At 59.5% G+C, this 17,944-nt stretch carries 20 protein-coding genes; 8 read left to right on the top strand and 12 right to left on the bottom strand.

Translation table 11 applies throughout. The features are described 5' to 3' along the window. Positions 1 to 2 precede the first annotated feature (2 nt). From HLUCCO03_RS10125 to HLUCCO03_RS10110, 4 genes are all read right to left on the bottom strand, one after another. Positions 3 to 194, bottom strand: a complete 192-nt coding sequence (locus HLUCCO03_RS10125; protein WP_027830674.1) for a ubiquinol-cytochrome c reductase iron-sulfur subunit N-terminal domain-containing protein — start codon at positions 192 to 194, stop codon at positions 3 to 5. Positions 195 to 238: 44 nt separating this feature from the next. Next, the gene (locus HLUCCO03_RS10120; RefSeq protein WP_027830675.1) at positions 239 to 847 is read right to left on the bottom strand and encodes a molecular chaperone TorD family protein; all 609 of its coding nucleotides are present in this window, start codon (positions 845 to 847) and stop codon (positions 239 to 241) included. 106 nt (positions 848 to 953) lie between these two features. Next, positions 954 to 1,583, bottom strand: coding sequence for a DUF3306 domain-containing protein (locus HLUCCO03_RS10115; RefSeq protein ID WP_027830676.1), 630 nt, complete (start codon positions 1,581 to 1,583; stop codon positions 954 to 956). Beyond that, positions 1,583 to 2,161, bottom strand: a complete 579-nt coding sequence (locus HLUCCO03_RS10110) for a DUF3305 domain-containing protein (RefSeq protein ID WP_027830677.1) — start codon at positions 2,159 to 2,161, stop codon at positions 1,583 to 1,585. Before HLUCCO03_RS10110 ends, HLUCCO03_RS10115 begins: the two co-directional genes overlap by 1 nt. Positions 2,162 to 2,320: 159 nt before the next feature. Here HLUCCO03_RS10110 and HLUCCO03_RS10105 point away from each other — a divergent pair, with 159 nt between their 5' ends. The 4 genes from HLUCCO03_RS10105 to HLUCCO03_RS10090 are packed head-to-tail and all read left to right on the top strand — an operon-like array spanning position 2,321 to position 6,339. Further along, entirely contained in the window at positions 2,321 to 4,300 is a 1,980-nt protein-coding gene (locus HLUCCO03_RS10105) for a 4Fe-4S binding protein (protein ID WP_027830678.1), read from the top strand. A gap of 19 nt (positions 4,301 to 4,319) precedes the next feature. Continuing rightward, the gene (locus tag HLUCCO03_RS10100; RefSeq protein WP_081813487.1) at positions 4,320 to 5,165 is read left to right on the top strand and encodes an Mrp/NBP35 family ATP-binding protein; all 846 of its coding nucleotides are present in this window, start codon (positions 4,320 to 4,322) and stop codon (positions 5,163 to 5,165) included. Further along, a complete protein-coding gene (locus tag HLUCCO03_RS10095) occupies positions 5,162 to 5,866 on the top strand; it encodes a biotin/lipoate--protein ligase family protein (RefSeq protein ID WP_027830679.1) in 705 nt (234 codons plus the stop codon). The genes HLUCCO03_RS10100 and HLUCCO03_RS10095 overlap by 4 nt, the downstream gene beginning before the upstream one ends. After that, the gene (locus tag HLUCCO03_RS10090; RefSeq protein WP_027830680.1) at positions 5,863 to 6,339 is read left to right on the top strand and encodes a DUF6505 family protein; all 477 of its coding nucleotides are present in this window, start codon (positions 5,863 to 5,865) and stop codon (positions 6,337 to 6,339) included. Before HLUCCO03_RS10095 ends, HLUCCO03_RS10090 begins: the two co-directional genes overlap by 4 nt. Before the next feature lie 16 nt (positions 6,340 to 6,355). Here the strand turns inward: HLUCCO03_RS10090 and HLUCCO03_RS10085 are convergent, their stop codons facing one another. The 7 genes from HLUCCO03_RS10085 to HLUCCO03_RS10055 form a co-directional block, all read right to left on the bottom strand. After that, a complete protein-coding gene (locus HLUCCO03_RS10085; protein ID WP_027830681.1) occupies positions 6,356 to 7,603 on the bottom strand; it encodes a molybdopterin-binding protein in 1,248 nt (415 codons plus the stop codon). A gap of 26 nt (positions 7,604 to 7,629) precedes the next feature. Beyond that, on the bottom strand, positions 7,630 to 8,121 hold the full coding sequence (mobB, locus tag HLUCCO03_RS10080; protein WP_027830682.1) for a molybdopterin-guanine dinucleotide biosynthesis protein B: 492 nt from the start codon (positions 8,119 to 8,121) through the stop codon (positions 7,630 to 7,632). Continuing rightward, a complete protein-coding gene (mobA, locus tag HLUCCO03_RS10075; RefSeq protein ID WP_027830683.1) occupies positions 8,118 to 8,705 on the bottom strand; it encodes a molybdenum cofactor guanylyltransferase MobA in 588 nt (195 codons plus the stop codon). The genes mobB and mobA overlap by 4 nt, the downstream gene beginning before the upstream one ends. Then, a complete protein-coding gene (locus HLUCCO03_RS10070; protein WP_027830684.1) occupies positions 8,698 to 9,567 on the bottom strand; it encodes a formate dehydrogenase accessory sulfurtransferase FdhD in 870 nt (289 codons plus the stop codon). The genes mobA and HLUCCO03_RS10070 overlap by 8 nt, the downstream gene beginning before the upstream one ends. A 65-nt stretch (positions 9,568 to 9,632) precedes the next feature. Next, positions 9,633 to 10,439 carry a substrate-binding domain-containing protein gene (locus tag HLUCCO03_RS10065; protein WP_027830685.1) on the bottom strand — a complete coding sequence of 269 codons (807 nt, stop codon included), beginning with the start codon at positions 10,437 to 10,439 and terminating at the stop codon, positions 9,633 to 9,635. 36 nt (positions 10,440 to 10,475) lie between these two features. Continuing rightward, complete coding sequence (locus HLUCCO03_RS10060; protein ID WP_027830686.1) at positions 10,476 to 11,219, bottom strand: ATP-binding cassette domain-containing protein; 744 nt, start codon at positions 11,217 to 11,219, stop codon at positions 10,476 to 10,478. After that, positions 11,216 to 11,917 (bottom strand): ABC transporter permease, encoded by a 702-nt coding sequence (locus HLUCCO03_RS10055; protein WP_027830687.1) that lies wholly within the window; start codon positions 11,915 to 11,917, stop codon positions 11,216 to 11,218. The genes HLUCCO03_RS10060 and HLUCCO03_RS10055 overlap by 4 nt, the downstream gene beginning before the upstream one ends. A gap of 117 nt (positions 11,918 to 12,034) precedes the next feature. Between HLUCCO03_RS10055 and HLUCCO03_RS10050 the strand changes: the two genes are divergently transcribed. From HLUCCO03_RS10050 to codA, 4 genes are all read left to right on the top strand, one after another. Beyond that, positions 12,035 to 12,919: a helix-turn-helix transcriptional regulator gene (locus HLUCCO03_RS10050; RefSeq protein ID WP_027830688.1), complete on the top strand. Its 885-nt coding sequence runs from the start codon at positions 12,035 to 12,037 to the stop codon at positions 12,917 to 12,919. A gap of 44 nt (positions 12,920 to 12,963) precedes the next feature. Beyond that, entirely contained in the window at positions 12,964 to 14,088 is a 1,125-nt protein-coding gene (locus HLUCCO03_RS10045) for a putative sulfate/molybdate transporter (protein WP_027830689.1), read from the top strand. Positions 14,089 to 14,310: 222 nt separating this feature from the next. Further along, positions 14,311 to 15,594, top strand: a complete 1,284-nt coding sequence (gene codB, locus HLUCCO03_RS10040) for a cytosine permease (RefSeq protein ID WP_027830690.1) — start codon at positions 14,311 to 14,313, stop codon at positions 15,592 to 15,594. A gap of 96 nt (positions 15,595 to 15,690) precedes the next feature. Then, positions 15,691 to 16,911, top strand: coding sequence for a cytosine deaminase (gene codA, locus HLUCCO03_RS10035; protein WP_036197205.1), 1,221 nt, complete (start codon positions 15,691 to 15,693; stop codon positions 16,909 to 16,911). Between the two features lie 132 nt (positions 16,912 to 17,043). Here the strand turns inward: codA and HLUCCO03_RS10030 are convergent, their stop codons facing one another. Then, positions 17,044 to 17,928: a 2-oxo acid dehydrogenase subunit E2 gene (locus HLUCCO03_RS10030; RefSeq protein ID WP_051603755.1), complete on the bottom strand. Its 885-nt coding sequence runs from the start codon at positions 17,926 to 17,928 to the stop codon at positions 17,044 to 17,046. Positions 17,929 to 17,944 lie beyond the last annotated feature (16 nt).

Raw genomic sequence — 17,944 nt, 5'->3', positions numbered from 1 at the left:
CCTTAAAAGCGAGCAGATTCGAAATATTTCCGTGTGTGCTCAGTGTCACGTAGACCGCTGCTTTTGGGTGCGTCACTGCTGACGGCCTCGGCTGCGGCGTTCGGTGCAACGGCCACGGCAACGGCAGCTGGAACTGCTATTGCGGCCATCCGCAGGAAACGGCGACGGCTGTTTTCACGCTGTTGGTTGTCCATAGGACACCTCCACCTGGGTTAAGGGATCCGATAGACCCCGGTTGTCAAAGTGCAAATGCATCAGCCTCTACCTCCATGAAGGCCCGACCCAGCGAGCCCACAGGTGTATAGAAGATCGCAGTTTGCGCTTTTTCCAAATCGGTAAAAAATAATGCCGCCCACTTTGCCAGGTGCGCGTCAAAAAAGGCTTTTTGCGACGCCAAACCACTATCGCATTCGAAATCGCCGGCAATAATGCCAGCCATGATTTCACACAGAGTGCTGATATGATCTTCGGGTTCTTTGATGTCTTCGCTGGCTTTAATGCCTCGCGCCATCAGATCGCTGCGCAGATCGGCAAGGGGTTTTTCGTTCAGAAACCCGGTGAGGTAGTAACTGGCATAGGGCAATAATTCACCACGACTGATTCCGATAAAAAGGTTGTTGTATTCCCGTTCGGCGTCTTGTGGCTTGGTGCGCTCGGCAAGTGCTGCCAGTTTTTTGGAGGCGGACCCCAGGGGGGTATCGTCACCCTGCAGCGATGCCAAACCATGAAGGAGTTCGCCGGTGGGTGGGCCGCTCAGCAAAACACCCAGCAACTGATACATCTGGGCTCGCGCACGATCTTCATCGTTGATAGAGCGGGGGCACTGAACTTCAGCCGTGTTCGCCAAGTTTTTGTCCTTCACGTTATTGTTTGAATTTTGCGCTACACAATCTTATACACCCGTCCTGAACCCGGGGCAAGAAAGCTTATTACCACTACAGTCATAGCTTAAATTAACTATCGAAACGCATTCTGGGGCGATAACGCGGGGTCAATTCCGCCTCGGCCCCGGTACTCAGGGCTTCGCCTCTGGTTGCCGCCGGTTCAACTCGACCAACCACGGTCGCAGGCTCATCAGTGATTTCGAGCTCCGGTTTCTCCCTGGCCACCGGAGGGACAACCGAAACGGCCGGTTCAGGATCCGCAACCCGCTCCTCCATCTGCTCCCCGACTTGCTCATCAACCTTTGGGGTTCGGTCAAAACCCTGGCCTACCTTATAAAGGGTCTGGACGGCCTTGGCTGAAAGGCCAGCGTCGGTATAGTCCTCATCGTAGTCATTCAGGCCATCAAGCACCGCGAGAACGGGGTTGGATTTCCAGAGCCCGCGCAGAGCCTTGCGGCGCAACAGTTCGGGAATTTCTTTTCGCAAAAAACCCTTGATGTCGGTGCCCAGCTCGATGGCGTCGGGGTCGGGCAAACCGTACTTCTCCAACACTTCGTGTTCGGGCAGGGCCTGGTTTATGGCAAGTTCCTGCTCTTCCGGAGAAGGCTCATAATCAACTTGCGCAGGAGGGGATGGCTCGGCCTTTTTGCCAGCTCCGGTTTTCTTGCGTGACCAGCGCGCCAGACGTGATTCGGCCATCAGTGCGTTCTCGGGTTCTTGATGTTGGAAGGTGCCCGGAAGACGTCGCTCTCCTGACGGATGCGTGCATCGCCCTTGCCGTCTTCAACACCATCGACATTGATCTCTTTACGGCGGCGCTTCTTGAATGGTTCTTCGATGTAGTGCATATCGACAAACTCTTTGATCCACGCCGCCATGGACTCGGGAATCGGCACAGGCTCGACGATGCTTTCGCCGCTATCCAGGGCGTCCTGGGCCTCATAGGCACTCGCCGTAATGGCGCTGACGAACCAGCCTGAAGGAGACTGACGGCTCTCGTCGCGATCCATTACAATCCAGACGGAGGGAACAGTCATATTGAGAGATACAAGGTAGGCTTCTACGTCGGCACGAAACAGTCCCATGGTCACAGTGCCGGCATGGTAATCGACCACGTCACCCTCACGGACCAATTCCTTCCAGAAAGCTTCGGGGGCACCCGGTATTACTGCCACCGGTTTCCAGATGTGCTTTGCCCACCGGGTCACGCCAGGCGACTGGCGAACCACTGCACCAACTTGTAAGTCTCGTTTCCAACTCTCTGTGCGACTGCTCATGGCTTTTCTCTTTATTGTCCCCTGAAGTTAGCAGAGCCCAATCAATTATCCAATTATCCAATTGTCCAAGAGCAAACAGCTGTGGCATGCTCGAAGAACAATATTGGAAACTGATACGTATAAAAACAACTACAAGAGCCATAAAGAGCCAAATTCCTGATGACGGCATATAAAACATTACTGTTGTGTACCTGCGATAAAACGCAGTCTTTCAATCCGGAGGCCCTGCAAGTGGCCTCGGCGGCCGGGGAGGTGATCGTTGTTGATCAACTCTGCGGCAAGGATATGCAGATCGCGGCCGAACATCTGGGAGGCGATGCCGACCTGCTCGTTGCCTGTGGCCAGCAGGCAGCCCTGTTCGAGCGTCTGGGCGAGGATGTCCAGGCTGAAATCGGCAAATCCGCGCCGCTGGGCACCATCGATATCCGGGATCGCGCCGGCTGGAGTGCGCCAGGCGCCAAGCCTGAACGTGTGCACGCCAAGCAGGCAGCGCTGGTAGCGGCAGCGCAGTTGCCGGCGCCCATGGTGCCGGTGAAAACCATTCAGTCCAACGGCGTGTGCTGTATTGTGGGCCCCACCGAGCAGGCTATCCGGATGGCCGAATTGGTGCAGGATGAGCTGGGCGTTACCTGTATCGTCAGTGATTCCGGGCCTATTCAGCTGCCTTCCGCGGGCTACGATGTCGCCAAAGGTCGCCTGACAGCCGCCCGGGGCGCATTGGGCAACTTCAAGCTTGAGTTTTCCCAGTTGCAGGCTCTGAACCCTGCGGGCCGCGGCGACCTCGGTTATGGCGAGGTCAAAGCCACCGCCCACAGTGAGTGCGATGTGTTTATCGACTTGCGTGGCGGTGCGCCCGCATTTCCCAGTCATGAAAAACGCAACGGCTACTTCTGGGCTGACCCGGACAAAACCGGAGAACTGGAGCGTATCGCTCTGACGGCCAGGGATCGGGTGGGTGAGTTCGAAAAAACCGTCTATTTCAATCTGGAAACTTCCCTGTGCGCTCACTCACGGGCCAACCAGCCCGGTTGCACCCGCTGCCTGGACGTCTGTTCCACCGAGGCGATTTTTTCCTTTGGGGAACATGTACAGATCGATTCGGATATCTGCGCCGGCTGTGGAACCTGTGCAGCGGTCTGCCCGACCTCTGCCATAACCATGAACGAAACCCCTTTTGAGGCACTGACCCAGGCCATCTCTGTGATGGGGCGGGTCTATCGCGAGCACACTGGCGAATCTCCACGTCTGGTTTTCCATACGTTGGGCGCTGGTGCTGACGCGATTGCCTTCCTGGCACGCTACTACGACGGGCTGGCGGACGATCTGATCCCGATGGGATTGGGGCAGGTCGATCGTATAGGCCACGCAGAGATAATGGCCGCGTTCGGCGCGGGCTACGCGGAAGTCCTGATCCTGGCGGACACCGAAGCAGACCGCCGGGCGGTTGCTGCGGAAATTGAACTGGCCCAGGCCATGCTCACAGGCACCAGAAATTCTCCCAGCCGGGTTCGCGTGATTGCAGCACAAGAACTTGGCGAGGCCGGGGAGAATGCCGGACGGGTGAGTGAGCCGGTTCTGCTGGTCGGCGGTCGCCGTGACATCACGCGGGTGACCGTCAGCGCGATGGCGGAGAATGTCGATGCGCCGATCCCCCTCCCGCTGGGCGCGCCCTATGGCGCCATTGAGATCGACTCCGACAAATGCACGCTCTGTCTGGCGTGCGTATCGCTTTGCCCCACCGGCGCCCTGGGCGACCATCCCGACCGGCCAGAGGTTCAGTTTACGGAAAACGCGTGTGTTCAGTGCGGCGTTTGCGAGAGCACCTGCCCTGAGACGGCGATCACCCTCAAGCCCCAGCTGGATCTGTCAAAAGCCGCGCTGAGTGCCCGGGCCCTGCATGGTGAGGAGCCGTTTGAGTGCATCAAGTGTGGCACGCCCTTTGGTGTCGCCAGCACCATCAACCGGATCGTTGAAAAACTGGAAAACCGACACTGGATGTATACCAAATCTGATAACGTCCAGTTGATCAAAATGTGTGATGACTGTCGGGTCAAATCCCAGTTTCACGGGGACACCGCGCCCATGGCGAGTGGCGAGCGCCCCCGGATTCGCACCGGTGATGACTATCTGGACAGCTGAAATCTAACCGAGATACAACATGGTTCAATTTGTTAATGCCGATAAAAGTAATCTGATCGGTACCGACGCGCCCCGGCCGCAGGACAAAAATCCGAAGGGGATCGATCGCATCATTGCCATCGCCTCCGGCAAAGGCGGCGTGGGTAAGTCGACAGTGGCGTCCAATCTGGCGGTCGCGCTGGCTTCGAAAGGTCTGAAAGTGGGCCTTCTGGATGCCGACGTTTACGGCCCCAGCCAGCCCCGCATGATGGGCGTTTCGGGCCGCCCGTCCAGCCCCGACGGGCATACCATCCTGCCCCTGCGCAATCATGGCGTGACCCTGATGTCCCTGGGCCTGATGACGCCGGATGACGAGGCCATCATCTGGCGGGGACCGATGCTGATGGGTGCCCTGGAGCAGATGATGAATCAGGTGGATTGGGGCAGGCTGGATGTACTGTTGGTGGATCTTCCCCCGGGCACCGGCGATGTGCAGATGACCCTGAGCCAGAAGTTCTTTGTGGCCGGCGCCGTTGTGGTCTCCACACCCCAGGACATTGCCCTGATGGACGCCCGCAAAGGCATCGACATGTTCAACCGCATGGAGGTACCGCTGTTCGGTCTGATCGAAAACATGGCATCGTTTGTCTGTGACGGTTGCGGTAAACAGCACCATCCGTTCGGGTCTGGCGGTGCCAGGGCTGAAGCCGAGAAGCTCGGCGCGCCGTTCCTGGGTGAAATTCCGCTCGACCTGGATATCCGTATCGGTTCCGACGGCGGTGTCCCGATTGTGGTATCAAAGCCGGATAGCCTGCAATCCAAGGCGTTCCAACGCATTGCCGATGAGCTTATCGCCTCAGACGTCTACGCCCGGGCCGTTCTATGATCGAATCACCCCAGTTCCCGCCGCTACTCTCGGGCGAAGTGGTGCCCAAACACACGGACCCTTTTGATAAGGCCGTCAGCCGGGCCATTGCGGGAGTGGATTCAGGTACAATTTTTTATGCTGAGGCGGCGGATACCCTGCGAGCAGCCCTGGTGTTGGCGCCGGAGACGCCTTTGGAAGATGCTATTCAGGCCGTCTATGTAGCCCAGATAGGACTGGCAGAAAGCCTGGGTGCACTGGGCCCACCGGAAGTTCCGGTGTTCTTCCAATGGCCCGACCGCATCAAGGTCAACGGCGCGCTCTGCGGCAGTGTCCGGTTTGCGACGGATGTGTCTGATCCCAAGGCGTATCCGAGTTGGCTGGTCATCGGGATCGACATACCTTTCATACCGGAAAGCGACGACCCCGGGCAGAACCCGAATCAGACCTGTCTCTACGAGGAAGGGTGCGGCGATGTTACCCCTATGGCACTGCTGGAAAGCTGGTCCAAACATACGCTACTGTGGCTGACCTACCTCATGGACAACGGTTTTGAGCGCATACACAACGAATGGCGGCCACGCTGTGACAGCCTCGGCAAGGAAATTGACCAACCGAAATCCGGGGTCTTTGTCGGGCTGGACGAGAAAGGCCGGATGTTGTTACGTCAGGGCGTTATGACCGAAACAGTAAGTCTGATTGAATTCGCGGAGCGCACATGAAACTGGCCCGAACCCTGAGACTGGATATATCCGATGAGAATGTTTACGAAGTGCCTGCCCCCAGTGGCGAATGGGCCATTTCCGGCGGATTCGAGTTTTCCAACTGGTCGGAGGCGGACCTGAAGGGTAAGGCCCGACAGGCCTTTACCAATGGCTGGTACAGCATCGAATCCGGTGGCCGCGCCAGCTTTGTGGGTGTCTGCAATATCACCGAGGCCGAGCTGGAGCAGTTACGTCAGACCCTGGCGCAGACCTTTGTCGAGGTTTACGGGGCGCCGGATATTGACGCTGCCTATCCAGTCGCCTGCGAAGAGATCGACCAGATGCGCCATATGTGCGAGGACTTCGAGGAGAACACCCTGTTGATGGTGAGCCGCACGCTGACCGAGCTGGGTGTTGAGGAAACCTACCGCTCCCGGGCGCCGCAGGATGCCTCGCTGGAGGCCTTTGCCGTACACGGCGGCTATGAATAAATAACCCCCGAAGGTATCAGAGCCCGAAACTGCCGTAGGGAATGAACCGCACAGGGGTTCCCGGCTCTATCTGCCGGGCGCTTTCGTCCAGTTCTACCATGCCTTCGGACCAGGCCAGGCCGGTCACCCGGCCAGAACCTTCCGAGCCAAATACCTCAACCTGTCCATCACGAACCCGTGCACGCAACATCTCGCTGCGCCCCGGCTTTTTGTTCTTGGAGAAATTGGCGGGCATGACATAGCCCTGGGGTTCGAACCATTCCCCTCCGGCCAGCAGCGCCATCGCGGGGGCACCAAAGCGCAACGCGCACACCCAGGCCGCCACCGGATTGCCTGGCAGGCCCACCACCGGCGTGCCCTGGAACATGGCCAGCGCCAGCGGCCGGCCTGGTTTGATGGCGATGCGCCAGTTACTGATGTCGCCATGGGCTTTCAGGGTTTTCGATACGTGGTCTTCATCCCCTGCGGAGACGCCGCCGCTGGTCAGGATCAGGTCGCATTGTTCCGCGCCTCGTTCCAGGGCCGCTTTAACCTCCTCGGCCCGGTCCAGTGCATGGCCAAGGTCGACCAGCTCATAGCCAAGCTGCGTCACCAGGGCGCTGAGCATCGGCCGGTTTGCATCATAGATCTGCCAGTCGGTGACTGTCGCGCCAACCGGCTTCACCTCATCACCTGTCGAAAGAACACCCACGCGAAGCCGCTGGTAAACATCAACCGACTCGACGCCGACACTGGCGAGGACTGAAATCTGGGTGGGAGTCAGGCGGGTAGATGCAGAGAGGATCCGATCCTGTGCCTTGATGTCTTCACCGGCTTTGCGTGCATTGGCACCCGCCTTCAGCGTGCCGTTCAGGTGTAACCGTCCATCGATGACCTCACAGTCTTCCTCCAGGATGACGGTATCGGTACCGGCCGGTATGACGGCGCCTGTGAGAATACGGATAGCATGGCCCTCAGGCACCTGGCCGGTGTATGGCTCACCGGCGGCACTGCGGCCATCAACCAGGGGCAGGGCGCAGGGCACGTCGGTTACGGGGCCGGCAAGAGCATAGCCATCCACCGCGGAATTGTTGCTGGGGGGATGGGCGCGAGGCGCATAAACATCATTCGCCAGTATCCGGCCATTCAGCTGTGACAACGGGACAGCCCTGTCCACTCCCACCACAGGATGCAAACGCGAGCGCAACCGCTCCAGGGCCTCGGCCACGGGCGTCCAGTTGACCCCGGGAGGCAGGGCAAAGCAGTCATTACGAAGTGGTTTCATTGCTTTCCTGTTGTTGTCTGTACCGTTCATGACAGGTCGCGGCTCAGGATAAAATCAGCGATGGCAGCCACATCGTTCAGGTCGAAAACTGGGCCGGAGAACTCCGCAGCGTAGTCCGCCGCCACCGCAATAATGCTGGCGTCTTCCTTATACAGGGGCGTCCGCGAGCTTTCCCGCCGGTGTACTTCAATCTTGGGATGTGGGCGGGTCTTAAAACCCTCGACCACCACCCAGTCGCAGGGGCCCAGCCGCGCCAGCAGTTCGTCCAGGGTGGGCTCTTCGGCGCCGCGCAGTTCGTGCATGATGGCAAAGCGCTGACCGCCTGCCAGGATAACTTCGCGGGCGCCGGCATCACGGTGTTTGTAACTGTCGGTGCCGGGCTGGTCCACATCCACCATGTGATGGGCATGCTTGATCGAGCTGACCGTCAGGCCACGGTTGGACAGTTCACGAATCAGAGCGGCGGCCAGCGTGGTTTTCCCGGAATTTTTCCAGCCTACAATGCCTATAACGTTCACTTCAGGTGTTTCTCCGCCCAGGCCAGGTCTTCCGGTGTGTTGATGTTGAAAAAGTCATTCTCGCCAAAAACCACCAGACTCTCACCCTGAGCCTGTGTCCACTGGCGAATCTTGCGCACGCCGTCATTCAGGGCGGCCCGCAGCTCATGCCGAAGTGCCACCTGCCAGCGGCCGAAGGTCGGTTGCGGCAGTCTCCCACGCTCCGGATCCGGCGTGGCCGCCAACACCACCGGGGTATCGTGTTCCGCCAGGCGGGCAACCAGATCCCGGGGGAAAGAGGGAGTATCGGCCGCGACGCTGATCAGCCATTCATGGCCCTGTTCAGCGGCCCAGTCCATACCGGCAAGCACACCGGCCAGCGGGCCGGGAAAATCGCCGATCGAGTCAGCCACCACCGGCAAACCCAGATCATCAAACCGGCCTGGATCCCCGTTGGCGTTCAACACCACGGCGTCGACCTGCGGGGTGATCCGCTCTATGACACGATGGATCAGCGACCGGTCACCCAGCATCAAGCGTCCCTTGTCGCCACCGCCCATGCGGTTGGCCTGGCCACCGGCCAGAATGACGGCGCACTCAGTCATGTTCAGCCCCTTTTCGACGCATTTTCTTGTCTTCCTCGGGAACCTGCGACAGATCCTGGTCGAACACCAGGCGGTGCTGGCCACTGAGGCAGGTGAATTTCCTGCCCCGCATACGCCCGATCAGGGTCAGCCCGACCTGCCGGGCAATGTCGACGCCCCAGGCGGTAAAGCCGGACCGGCTGATCAGGGTCGGGATACCCATCAGCGACGTCTTGATCACCATTTCTGAAGTCAGGCGGCCGGTGGTATAGAGCACTTTATCCGCCGCCGGGATGTTGTTCAGGTGCATCCAGCCCGCGATTTTGTCGACCGCATTGTGACGCCCGACATCTTCCATGTAGGCGAGAATCTCGCGGCCCTGGCAAAGTGCTGTGCCGTGAATGGCTCCGGTTTCCATGTACAGGCTGGGCGTATGGTTGATCTGGTAGGAGAGGTCGTAAAAGGTACTGGTGTGCACCGGTGTGTCCGGCAACTTCAGCCCGTCCAGTCCGGCCATCATGTCGCCAAATACGGTCCCTACGGCGCAGCCCGAGGTGCGGGTTTTCTTTTCCAGTTTTTCCTCTACATCCGTAATACCGGCGGTACGGACCACCGCGACGTCCAGTTCTTCGTCGTAATCAATCTTCGTAACCTGATTGGTCTCTTTCAGCATCCCCTGATTCAGCAGGAAACCCAGAGCCAGATATTCCGGATGATCGCCGATGGTCATCGCGGTGACGATTTCCTGGCTGTTCAGATAGATGGTCAGGGGGCGCTCTTCAATCACGCTGATGGACTTGGACTGACCGTGTTCATCAACGCCCTCAACAGCGCGGGACAGTCGGGGATCTTTCGGATCGGGAAGCAGGGGATCAATCATCATTTTTGTTATAGCCGTTTCAGGGACGCCGCAGAATGGAGTATTTACGCAGATTGTCAGAGATTAGCCTATTTGGCATTCGGGAAAAACAGCTGTTGCCCGTCGACCCTGAAATCTGCAATGGCTTGCTGGCCCTGCTTTGAGACAAGCCACTTGTGCCACTGTTCTGCCAGATCGTGCTTCAGGTGCGGATGCTTGTCTCGGGAGAGTAGCAAGCTTCCGTATTGATTGAACAGCACTTCGTCACCCTCGAAAAGCAGCGTCAGATTCTGACGGTTTCCGAACGCCACCCAGCTCGCCCGATCCGACATGACATAGGCATCCATGGCGGCTGCGGTGTTGAGTGTAGGCCCCATGCCACTGCCGAGTTCGCGGTACCAGTCGCCGTCGGGTTCGACACCGGCGTTCTCCCAGAATCGCAGCTCGGCGCGATGGGTGCCGCTGTCATCGCCCCGGGACGTGAAGGGCGCTTCGGCACTGGCGATCGCCCCGAAGGCTTCGGATGCACTCTGTGCTTCGCTGATACTGGCAGGATCGTCCGCAGGGCCGATCAGCACGAAGTCGTTGTACATGACATCGACCCGCTCACTGGCATGGCCGTTTTCGACAAAGCGCTGCTCACCGGTGGTGTCGTGTACCAGTAGGCTGTCGGCGTCACCGCGCCGGGCGATTTCAAACGCCTGCCCGGTGCCCACGGCCACCACGCGCACCTCGATTCCGGTGGCTTCTTTGAACTCCGGCAGGATGGCATCAAACAGTCCTGAATTCTCGGTTGAGGTGGTCGAGGCCAGGGTGATGTAGTCGTCGGCGTAGGCGGCCTGCGCCAAACCCATGCTGGTCATAACTGCCAATATGAGGCGTAGTGTTTTTTTCATCTTGTTGTTCTGATCCCGTTGATTGGTGCCAGAGTTTTACTCCACCAGTTCTCCGGCAATATAGGCTTGCGCCTCTCGCGAGACGGGCCTGTCGAAGAAGGCTTCAGCAGCGGTGTGTTCGCGTACCTTTCCGCCAGAAAGAAACAGTACATCGCCGGCGAGGCGCCGGGCCTGGTGCAGATCGTGGGTGGTCATCACGATTCGGGTTCCCCGCTGGTGAAATTCGCGCACGGCCGCTTCGACGGCTTTTATGGCCGCGGGATCCAGCGCGGAAGTGGGTTCATCCAGAAACAGCACCTGCGGAGAAAGCACCCAGGCGCGCGCCAGAGCAAGGCGCTGTTGTTCACCGCCGGAGAGCACGCGGGCGGGCGTATGGGCACTGGCGCTGAGGCCAAAACGCTCCAGCGCATCGTACGCGAGTTTCACTCTGGTCCTGCGCGGCACGTTATTCACTGCCAGCGCGTGCGTGAGGTTGGCCACGGCGGAGCGTCGCAAAAGCACCGGTTGCTGGAACACCATTGCCTGGCGGGGGCGTCCCTCACCTGACCACGCCACCCGTCCCTGAGTGGGTGCAAGCAAACCGTGAGCAAGCCTCAGAAGCAGGCTTTTTCCTGCACCGTTAGGCCCCATTACCAGGGTAGGACCGGTGCCGTCCAGGTTGAATGAACAGGGCCCCAGCAACTGTTTATCTTCGTGGCTGAAGGTAACGCCATCAAAACACAGCGCCGGTGGTGGTAGAAGCGCGGAGGAGGCCTGGAGCGAAGCGTTGAATGAGGTCATCCTGTCCGCCTCCTGGTCAGTTCGCCAACCCAGTAGACGCCAGCGTTCACCAGCATGACCAGTGTGAGTAGCACGATGCCCAGTCCCAGCGCCAGGGGCAGGTTGCCCTTTCCGGTTTCCAGTACGATAGAGGTTGTCATTACCCGCGTTACACCCTCGATATTGCCTCCCACCATCATCACTGCGCCCACCTCGGCACTGGCGCGGCCAAACCCGGCGAGCAGAATGGTCAATAGCGCAAAACGGGCATCCCACAGCAGGGTGGGCATCATGCGTAGACGTGACATGCCCAGGGAAACAAACTGCTCGCGGTATTCACCCAGAAGTTCCTCTACCTTCTGGCGGGAAAGCGCGGCCAGAATGGGCAAAACCAGCACAACCTGTGCAACGATCATGGCGCTGGGTGTAAACAGCAGCCCCCAGTCTCCCAGAGGCCCGGCGCGCGAGAGCAGCAAATACACCATGAGCCCGGCCACCACAGGGGGCAGCCCCATCAGGGCATTGAGCACGACGATCAATCCGCCCCGTCCGGGAAAACGCCAAAGCGCCACCGCCGCACCGAGGGGGAACCCCAGCACTGCAGCGATCAGCACCGCGAGAATTGAAACCTGCAGTGACAGCGCCACGATCTGAAACAGTGAGGCGTCGAGATTGAGCAGTAGCGACAATGCCACTTCAAACGCATTATTATTTTCCAAGGGCCCGCCTCCTTTATATTGAGCATCGTGGCGTTTCTGACTACGCTTTGCACAGCATGCTGAAATTTATGCAGCTTAAAACAGCCTTATGCCATTCCCGGATGCCAGGAGAGATCCATGCCCCTTCCCGCTTACCTGACCACAGCCGAAGCTGCCGAGTATCTGCGGCTGAAAGAACGCAAAGTCTACGATCTGGTCAGCCAGGGCGTTATTCCCTGTGTGCGGGTGACGGGAAAGCTATTGTTCCCGCGTCAGCGTATAGATCTGTGGCTGATGAACCATCTGGAAGGTGACGATGCTGTCAGTTCTCCGATTCCGCCGGTTCTTGCAGGCAGTCAGGACCCGCTGCTGGAGTGGGCGGTGAAGGAGAGCAATGCAGAGCTTGCCCTGCTGTGCCAGGGAAGCGGCGACGGCGTACAACGATTGATCGACGGGCGCGCGATGCTTGCCGGGATGCATATCTGGCACTCCGAAAGCCAGCGTTACAATGACCCTGCCACGCTGGGGCTGAGCGGGATGCGGGATCTGGTGCTGATCAGGTGGGCAAAACGCCAGCAGGGACTGCTTCTGGCTGCCGATAACCCTCATCGACTGGCCCGACTTGAGGACATCGCTCGCCCCGGTCTTCGTGTGGCCCATCGCCAGCCTGATGCCGGCGTCAGCCATTTGCTGCAGGGGCTGCTGGCCCGCCACCGCATTGATGCCAGTAGCCTTGAGTGGGCTGCTCACCCGTCGCTCAGCGAGGACGACCTCGCTTTGGCCATTCGCCAGGGCGAGGCGGACATCGGGGTGGGTATCGAAGCGGCGGCGCGGCGCCAGGGGCTGGCGTTTATCCCGCTGCAACAGGAACATTTTGACCTGGCGATGCGCAGGCGCCATTACTTTGAGCCGGCCCTGCAGCGCCTGCTGGCATTTGCCGGATGCGAGCGCTTCGTGCAGCGCGCCGAGGCGCTGGGTGGTTATGATATCAGTGAGCTGGGGAAGGTCGTCTATAACGCCTGAACAGCTTCAATAACAACAACAAGGCAAATCAACCAGGAGGCTGAATGCCTTCCGTACAAAAAACGATAGTGAGGGATGCCAGCGGCGCCCTGGGTGATATTGGCACCCTGATTCCCCTGGGGCTGGGGGCTATCGGGTTGGCAGGATTGGCTCCGGTTCCGGTGCTGCTCGGATTTGCCGTGTTCTACATCGCAACGGGGCTGTACTATCGCCTGCCGATACCCGTGCAGCCCATGAAAGCGGTGGCCGCACTGTTGCTGACAACCCAGGTGAGTGCCCAGAGCCTGGTGGCCAGTGGTGTGCTGATCGGCGTGATCCTGCTGATTCTTGGTTCGACCGGATGGATCAATGGAGCAGCCCGTCTTATTCCGAGATCGGTGTTAAGCGGCCTTCAGCTTGGCCTGGGGTTGATGCTGGCCTTCATGAGCGTTGATCTGATGGCCACGTCCCTGCCGCTGGGGGTGGTTACGCTGGCGATCCTCGGCATTACCCTGAAACTGTTGCCAGACTGGCCAGCGGCGCTGGTCGGGCTTGTCGGGTCAGTGGTAATCGGCACGGTGGTGGGGGCGCCGGGGCTCACTCTTCCGGCTGCGGAACCCTTTGTGATCTCATTGCCTGGGCTACCGACCCTGGAGGACTGGCAACAAGCCATTTCCACGCTGGTGCTTCCCCAGATGGCCCTCACCTTGACCAACGCCATCGTACTGACTGCGCTGGTGGCCGGGGATTACTTCGGCGAACAGGCGCAACGGGTCTCGCCGGCCCGGCTGTCGGTGTCCACCGGCCTGGCCAATCTCTTTCTGGTACCCATTGGTGCCCTGCCCATGTGTCACGGAGCAGGTGGTGTGGCCGCACACCATCGCTTCGGCGCCCGCACCGGCCTGGCGCCGGTTCTGCTGGGAACAGGCTTGCTTCTGGTTGCCTTCATACCCGGCGGTCTCGCAATGATTGCGGCCATGCCCATGGCTGGCCTCGGAGCCTTGCTGTTTGTGGCGGCTGCCAAACTTGCGCTGTCCAGGCGTCTCTGGACCGCCAGGCCGTCCTGCTGGCCTGTCATCGCCATCACAGCCCTGGTGACCGTCTGGGCCGACCCGTTTTTCGGGCTCCTGGCAGGCGTGGCGGCGGAAACGTTTCGGGCTGCCTGGGTGAGGGGGCAGGAGGTTGCCTGACCCGGAGTCAGGTGCCGTGGGCAGCGCACCATTGTGGATTCAGGTGTGGGTTTTTGCACCACACGGGGTCAGGCCCCACGGCAGTCTGCGTTCGTTCCCACTGTGCTTGTGCAGATTGCACAAGAGCGGTTGCGGCGGCATGACATGGGAGTGGGTTTAATTGCCACATGGCACAGACGTTGCCATCTCTCTTGCGTGTTTTCATCAAAGAGAGACAAGGCAATGACCTCACAGACAACACCTCAAGAACAGGATTATCCGCTCAGCCCGGTGCCCATGGACCAGCGCCGCAGTGTCTGGTCCATGGGCCTGGTGCTCCTCGGCTTTACCTTTTTCACCGCCACCATGTGGGCCGGTGGCAGTATCGGTGTCGCGTTCGATTTTTCCACCATGCTGCTGGTACTGGCGGCGGGTAACCTCCTCCTGGGAACCTATGCCGCCATACTGGGTTACATCGCGGCCAGGACCGGGCTGAACACCGCATTGATGTCCCGGTTTACCTTTGGCGAACTGGGGAGCAAGTTATCTGATTTCATTCTCGGGTTCACCCAGATCGGCTGGTACGCGTGGGGTACGGCCACCATGGCGATTCTTCTGGTCAAACTGACGGGCTTGCCGGAAAGCTGGACCACACCACTGATGGTGGTGTTCGGTTTCGGCTTCTGTATAACCGCGTTCATCGGCTACAAGGGCCTGGAGATGCTGTCCCGCTTCGCGGTACCGGCCATGATTATCCTGGTGGCCGTAAGCATGACCATCGCAACCTCGGACGCAGGCGGCTTCGCCGGGCTGCTTGCCATAACCCCTTCCGATGAAATGACGGTGGCCGCTGCCATTACCATGGTGTTTGGCACCTTTGTCAGTGGTGGCACCCAGGCAACCAACTGGACCCGTTTTGCCAGATCCGGGAAAACGGCTGTGATTGCGACTCTGCTGGCGTTCTTCCTGGGCAACGGCCTGATGACGTTGATCGGCGCTTTTGGTGCACTGGTTTACCAGCAGGCGGATATCGTCGACATCATGGTGGCGCAGGGACTGGCGACCCTGGGTATTCTCATGCTGTTCCTGAATCTGTGGACAACGCAGGATAATACCGTATACAACTTTGCCGTTGCCGGGTGCAACATGATCCGTACCCGCCGGCGCAAGTTGGTGACAGTCGCTGGTGCGGCCGTTGGCACCCTGCTGGCTGTTCTGGGTATGTACGAGTGGCTTATTCCGTTCCTTGTGCTGCTGGGAACCTTCATTCCGCCCATCGGGGGCGTCATCATGGCCAGCTATTTCATTGGCTACAAACGCGAGTACCCGTCCCTCGAAACAGTGACGCTGCCCGCATTCAACGTTCCTGGCCTGGCGGCTTACGCCATAGGTTCTGCGGCGGCCTATACCTCGCCATGGATCGCGCCGATCGTGGGCGTTCTGGTTGCCGCGGCAAGTTACGGGGTTGTGCTGGTGGTCAGTGGCGCCGTGCGCGACCGCCGGGCCCAGGTTCTGGGAGCCGTGTAAGTGCCTCTGACCTGCCGCGACATTCCGGAACTCCCGGGCCTCGGGAGCATCCAGTTGCGAGGAGGACAATCCAGTGGACACCTGTATGGAGATGTTATGAGTGAAAATCTGAACGCTATTATCAATGCCCGGCTGCAGGGCCGTGAGGGTTTGTACCGGCTGAACATTGCCGATGGCCGGTTCAGTGCCATTACTGCCCAGAATGCATCGGAAGAGGCGGGGGAAGACCAGCTGGACGCCGGCGGGAATCTGGTCGCACCTCCATTTGTGGAGCCGCACATCCATCTGGATGCGGCCATGACCGCGGGCGAGCCACGCTGGAACCAGAGCGGCACCCTGTTCGAGGGTATCGAGTGCTGGTCCGAGCGCAAAGCCAGCCTTACGCGCGACGACGTGATCGGCCGGGCCGAACAGACACTGCGGCTTTTTGCCGATAATGGCATTCAGCACGTCCGTACCCATGTGGATGTTACAGACCCGAAGCTGACCGGCCTGAAGGCCATGCTTGAGGTGCGTGAGCGAATGGCTGAAACCGTGGATCTCCAGATCGTGGCGTTTCCCCAAGAAGGCCTCTGGTCATTTCCCCGGGGTAAGGAGCTGATGGAGGAGGCGGTGCGCCTTGGAACGGACGTCGTCGGTGGCATTCCCCATTTCGAATTTACCCGGGATTACGGTGTTGAATCGGTCCAATGGCTGGTGGCCCTGGCCCACAGGCACGACCTTCTGGTAGACGTACACTGCGACGAGATCGATGACCCCGAGTCCCGGTTCCTGGAAGTTCTGGCTGCCGAAGCACTGAAGCTTGATTATGGCTCCCGGGTCACCGCCAGCCACACCTGCGCCATGGGTTCCTACAACGACCATTACTGCAGCCGGCTGTTCCGGTTGCTGAAGAAATCCGGCCTGCGCTTCCTGTCGATGCCCACCGAGAGCCTGCACCTGCAGGGCCGGTTCGACGGTTACCCGAAACGTCGCGGTCTGACCCGTGTCCCGGAACTGCTGGACGCCGGGCTGAAGGTGGCGTTCGGCCAGGATTCCATCCGCGATCCCTGGTACCCGCTGGGGAACGGCAACATGCTACGTACCCTGGATGTGGGTCTGCACGCCTGTCACATGCTGGGGATGGGGTGGATTGACCACTGCCTTGAACTGATTACCGATAACGGCGCTGCGGCACTGGATCTGAAAGAGTACGGCATTGAGGAAGGGTTGCCCGCCCGGTGCGTGGTGCTTCAGGGGCGGTCGCCCTACGAGGTTTTGCTGGGGCAGTTGCCAGTGCTGGCGTCGGTTCGTGATGGCCGGGTGTTGAGTATCTGAAACTTCGTCAACTGCCACCTGGCCTCAGCCCTGACCATCGAACTGCCTGGTACATTGGATGGTGGTCAATCTTTACCCCCACTGGAAACGGGAGGGGGGAACCTGGACCAAGAATGACCACCACACCGTTGTTCATACCATCATTCGCCGCGGATCAGACAGTAACGATGAGTAGCGCGCAGAAAACCGCGCAGCGTCAGCACCGTTGATAACGCGATGATCATAGCTGAGGTCAACCGAAACCATCGGGACAGGCTGGAAAGCGTCGCCATCCCAGACGGGAATGCTTTCGGGTCGAGTGAGTCCCAGAATGGCCACCTCGGGAGGATTGACGATTGGGGTGAAGCCGATCCCTCCGATTCCGCCCAGGTTGGTGATTGTCATAGACGCACCCCCCATTTCGTCGGCGGCAATCTTACGATTCTGCGCGCGGGCGGCCAGATCCGCGATCTCCGCGCCGATCTGCCACAGCCCTTTGGTTTCCGCATTGCGGATCACCGGGACCATCAGCCCATGAGCGGTATCTACAGCGATACCGATGTGCACGTACTCTTTGAGCACCAGTGTCTGTCCGTCAGCAGAAAGCGAAGCGTTGAAGCGAGGGAATTCCTGCAGGCAGCGGGCCAGTGCCACAACGTGGAAGGCCAGCGCCGTCAGCTTTACCCCGCGTGCCTGCGCCTCTGGTTTCAGCTTACGGCGCCAGGCTTCGACGGCACTGATATCGGCGCGCTCGTGATGCGTTACTGCCGGAATGTGCGTCTGTGCGGCAGCCAGGTTTGAGGCGGCGACCTGGGCGAAGCGGCTCATGGGCTCTTCCCGCACCTTGCCATGGCGGGAATGATCGACATCCCAGAGCGAGGTGTCGGAGGTATTGCTATTGGCGGCGGTTGGACTTGTGTTATCAAGATCCTCTCGCACGATATTCGTACGGCCAAGATTGCGAGCAAGTTCCTCAAGGTTGATGCCCTTTTCCCTGGCCAACGCCCTAACCGAAGGTGGTGCAATAATATCTGTCATGATTGGCGTCCGCTCC

The sequence above is a fragment of the Marinobacter sp. HL-58 genome (genome assembly GCF_001314605.1).
GTDB lineage: Bacteria > Pseudomonadota > Gammaproteobacteria > Pseudomonadales > Oleiphilaceae > Marinobacter.
The sequence above is the reverse complement of the archived record's forward strand: the minus strand, read 5'-3'. Positions and strand labels throughout refer to the sequence as shown.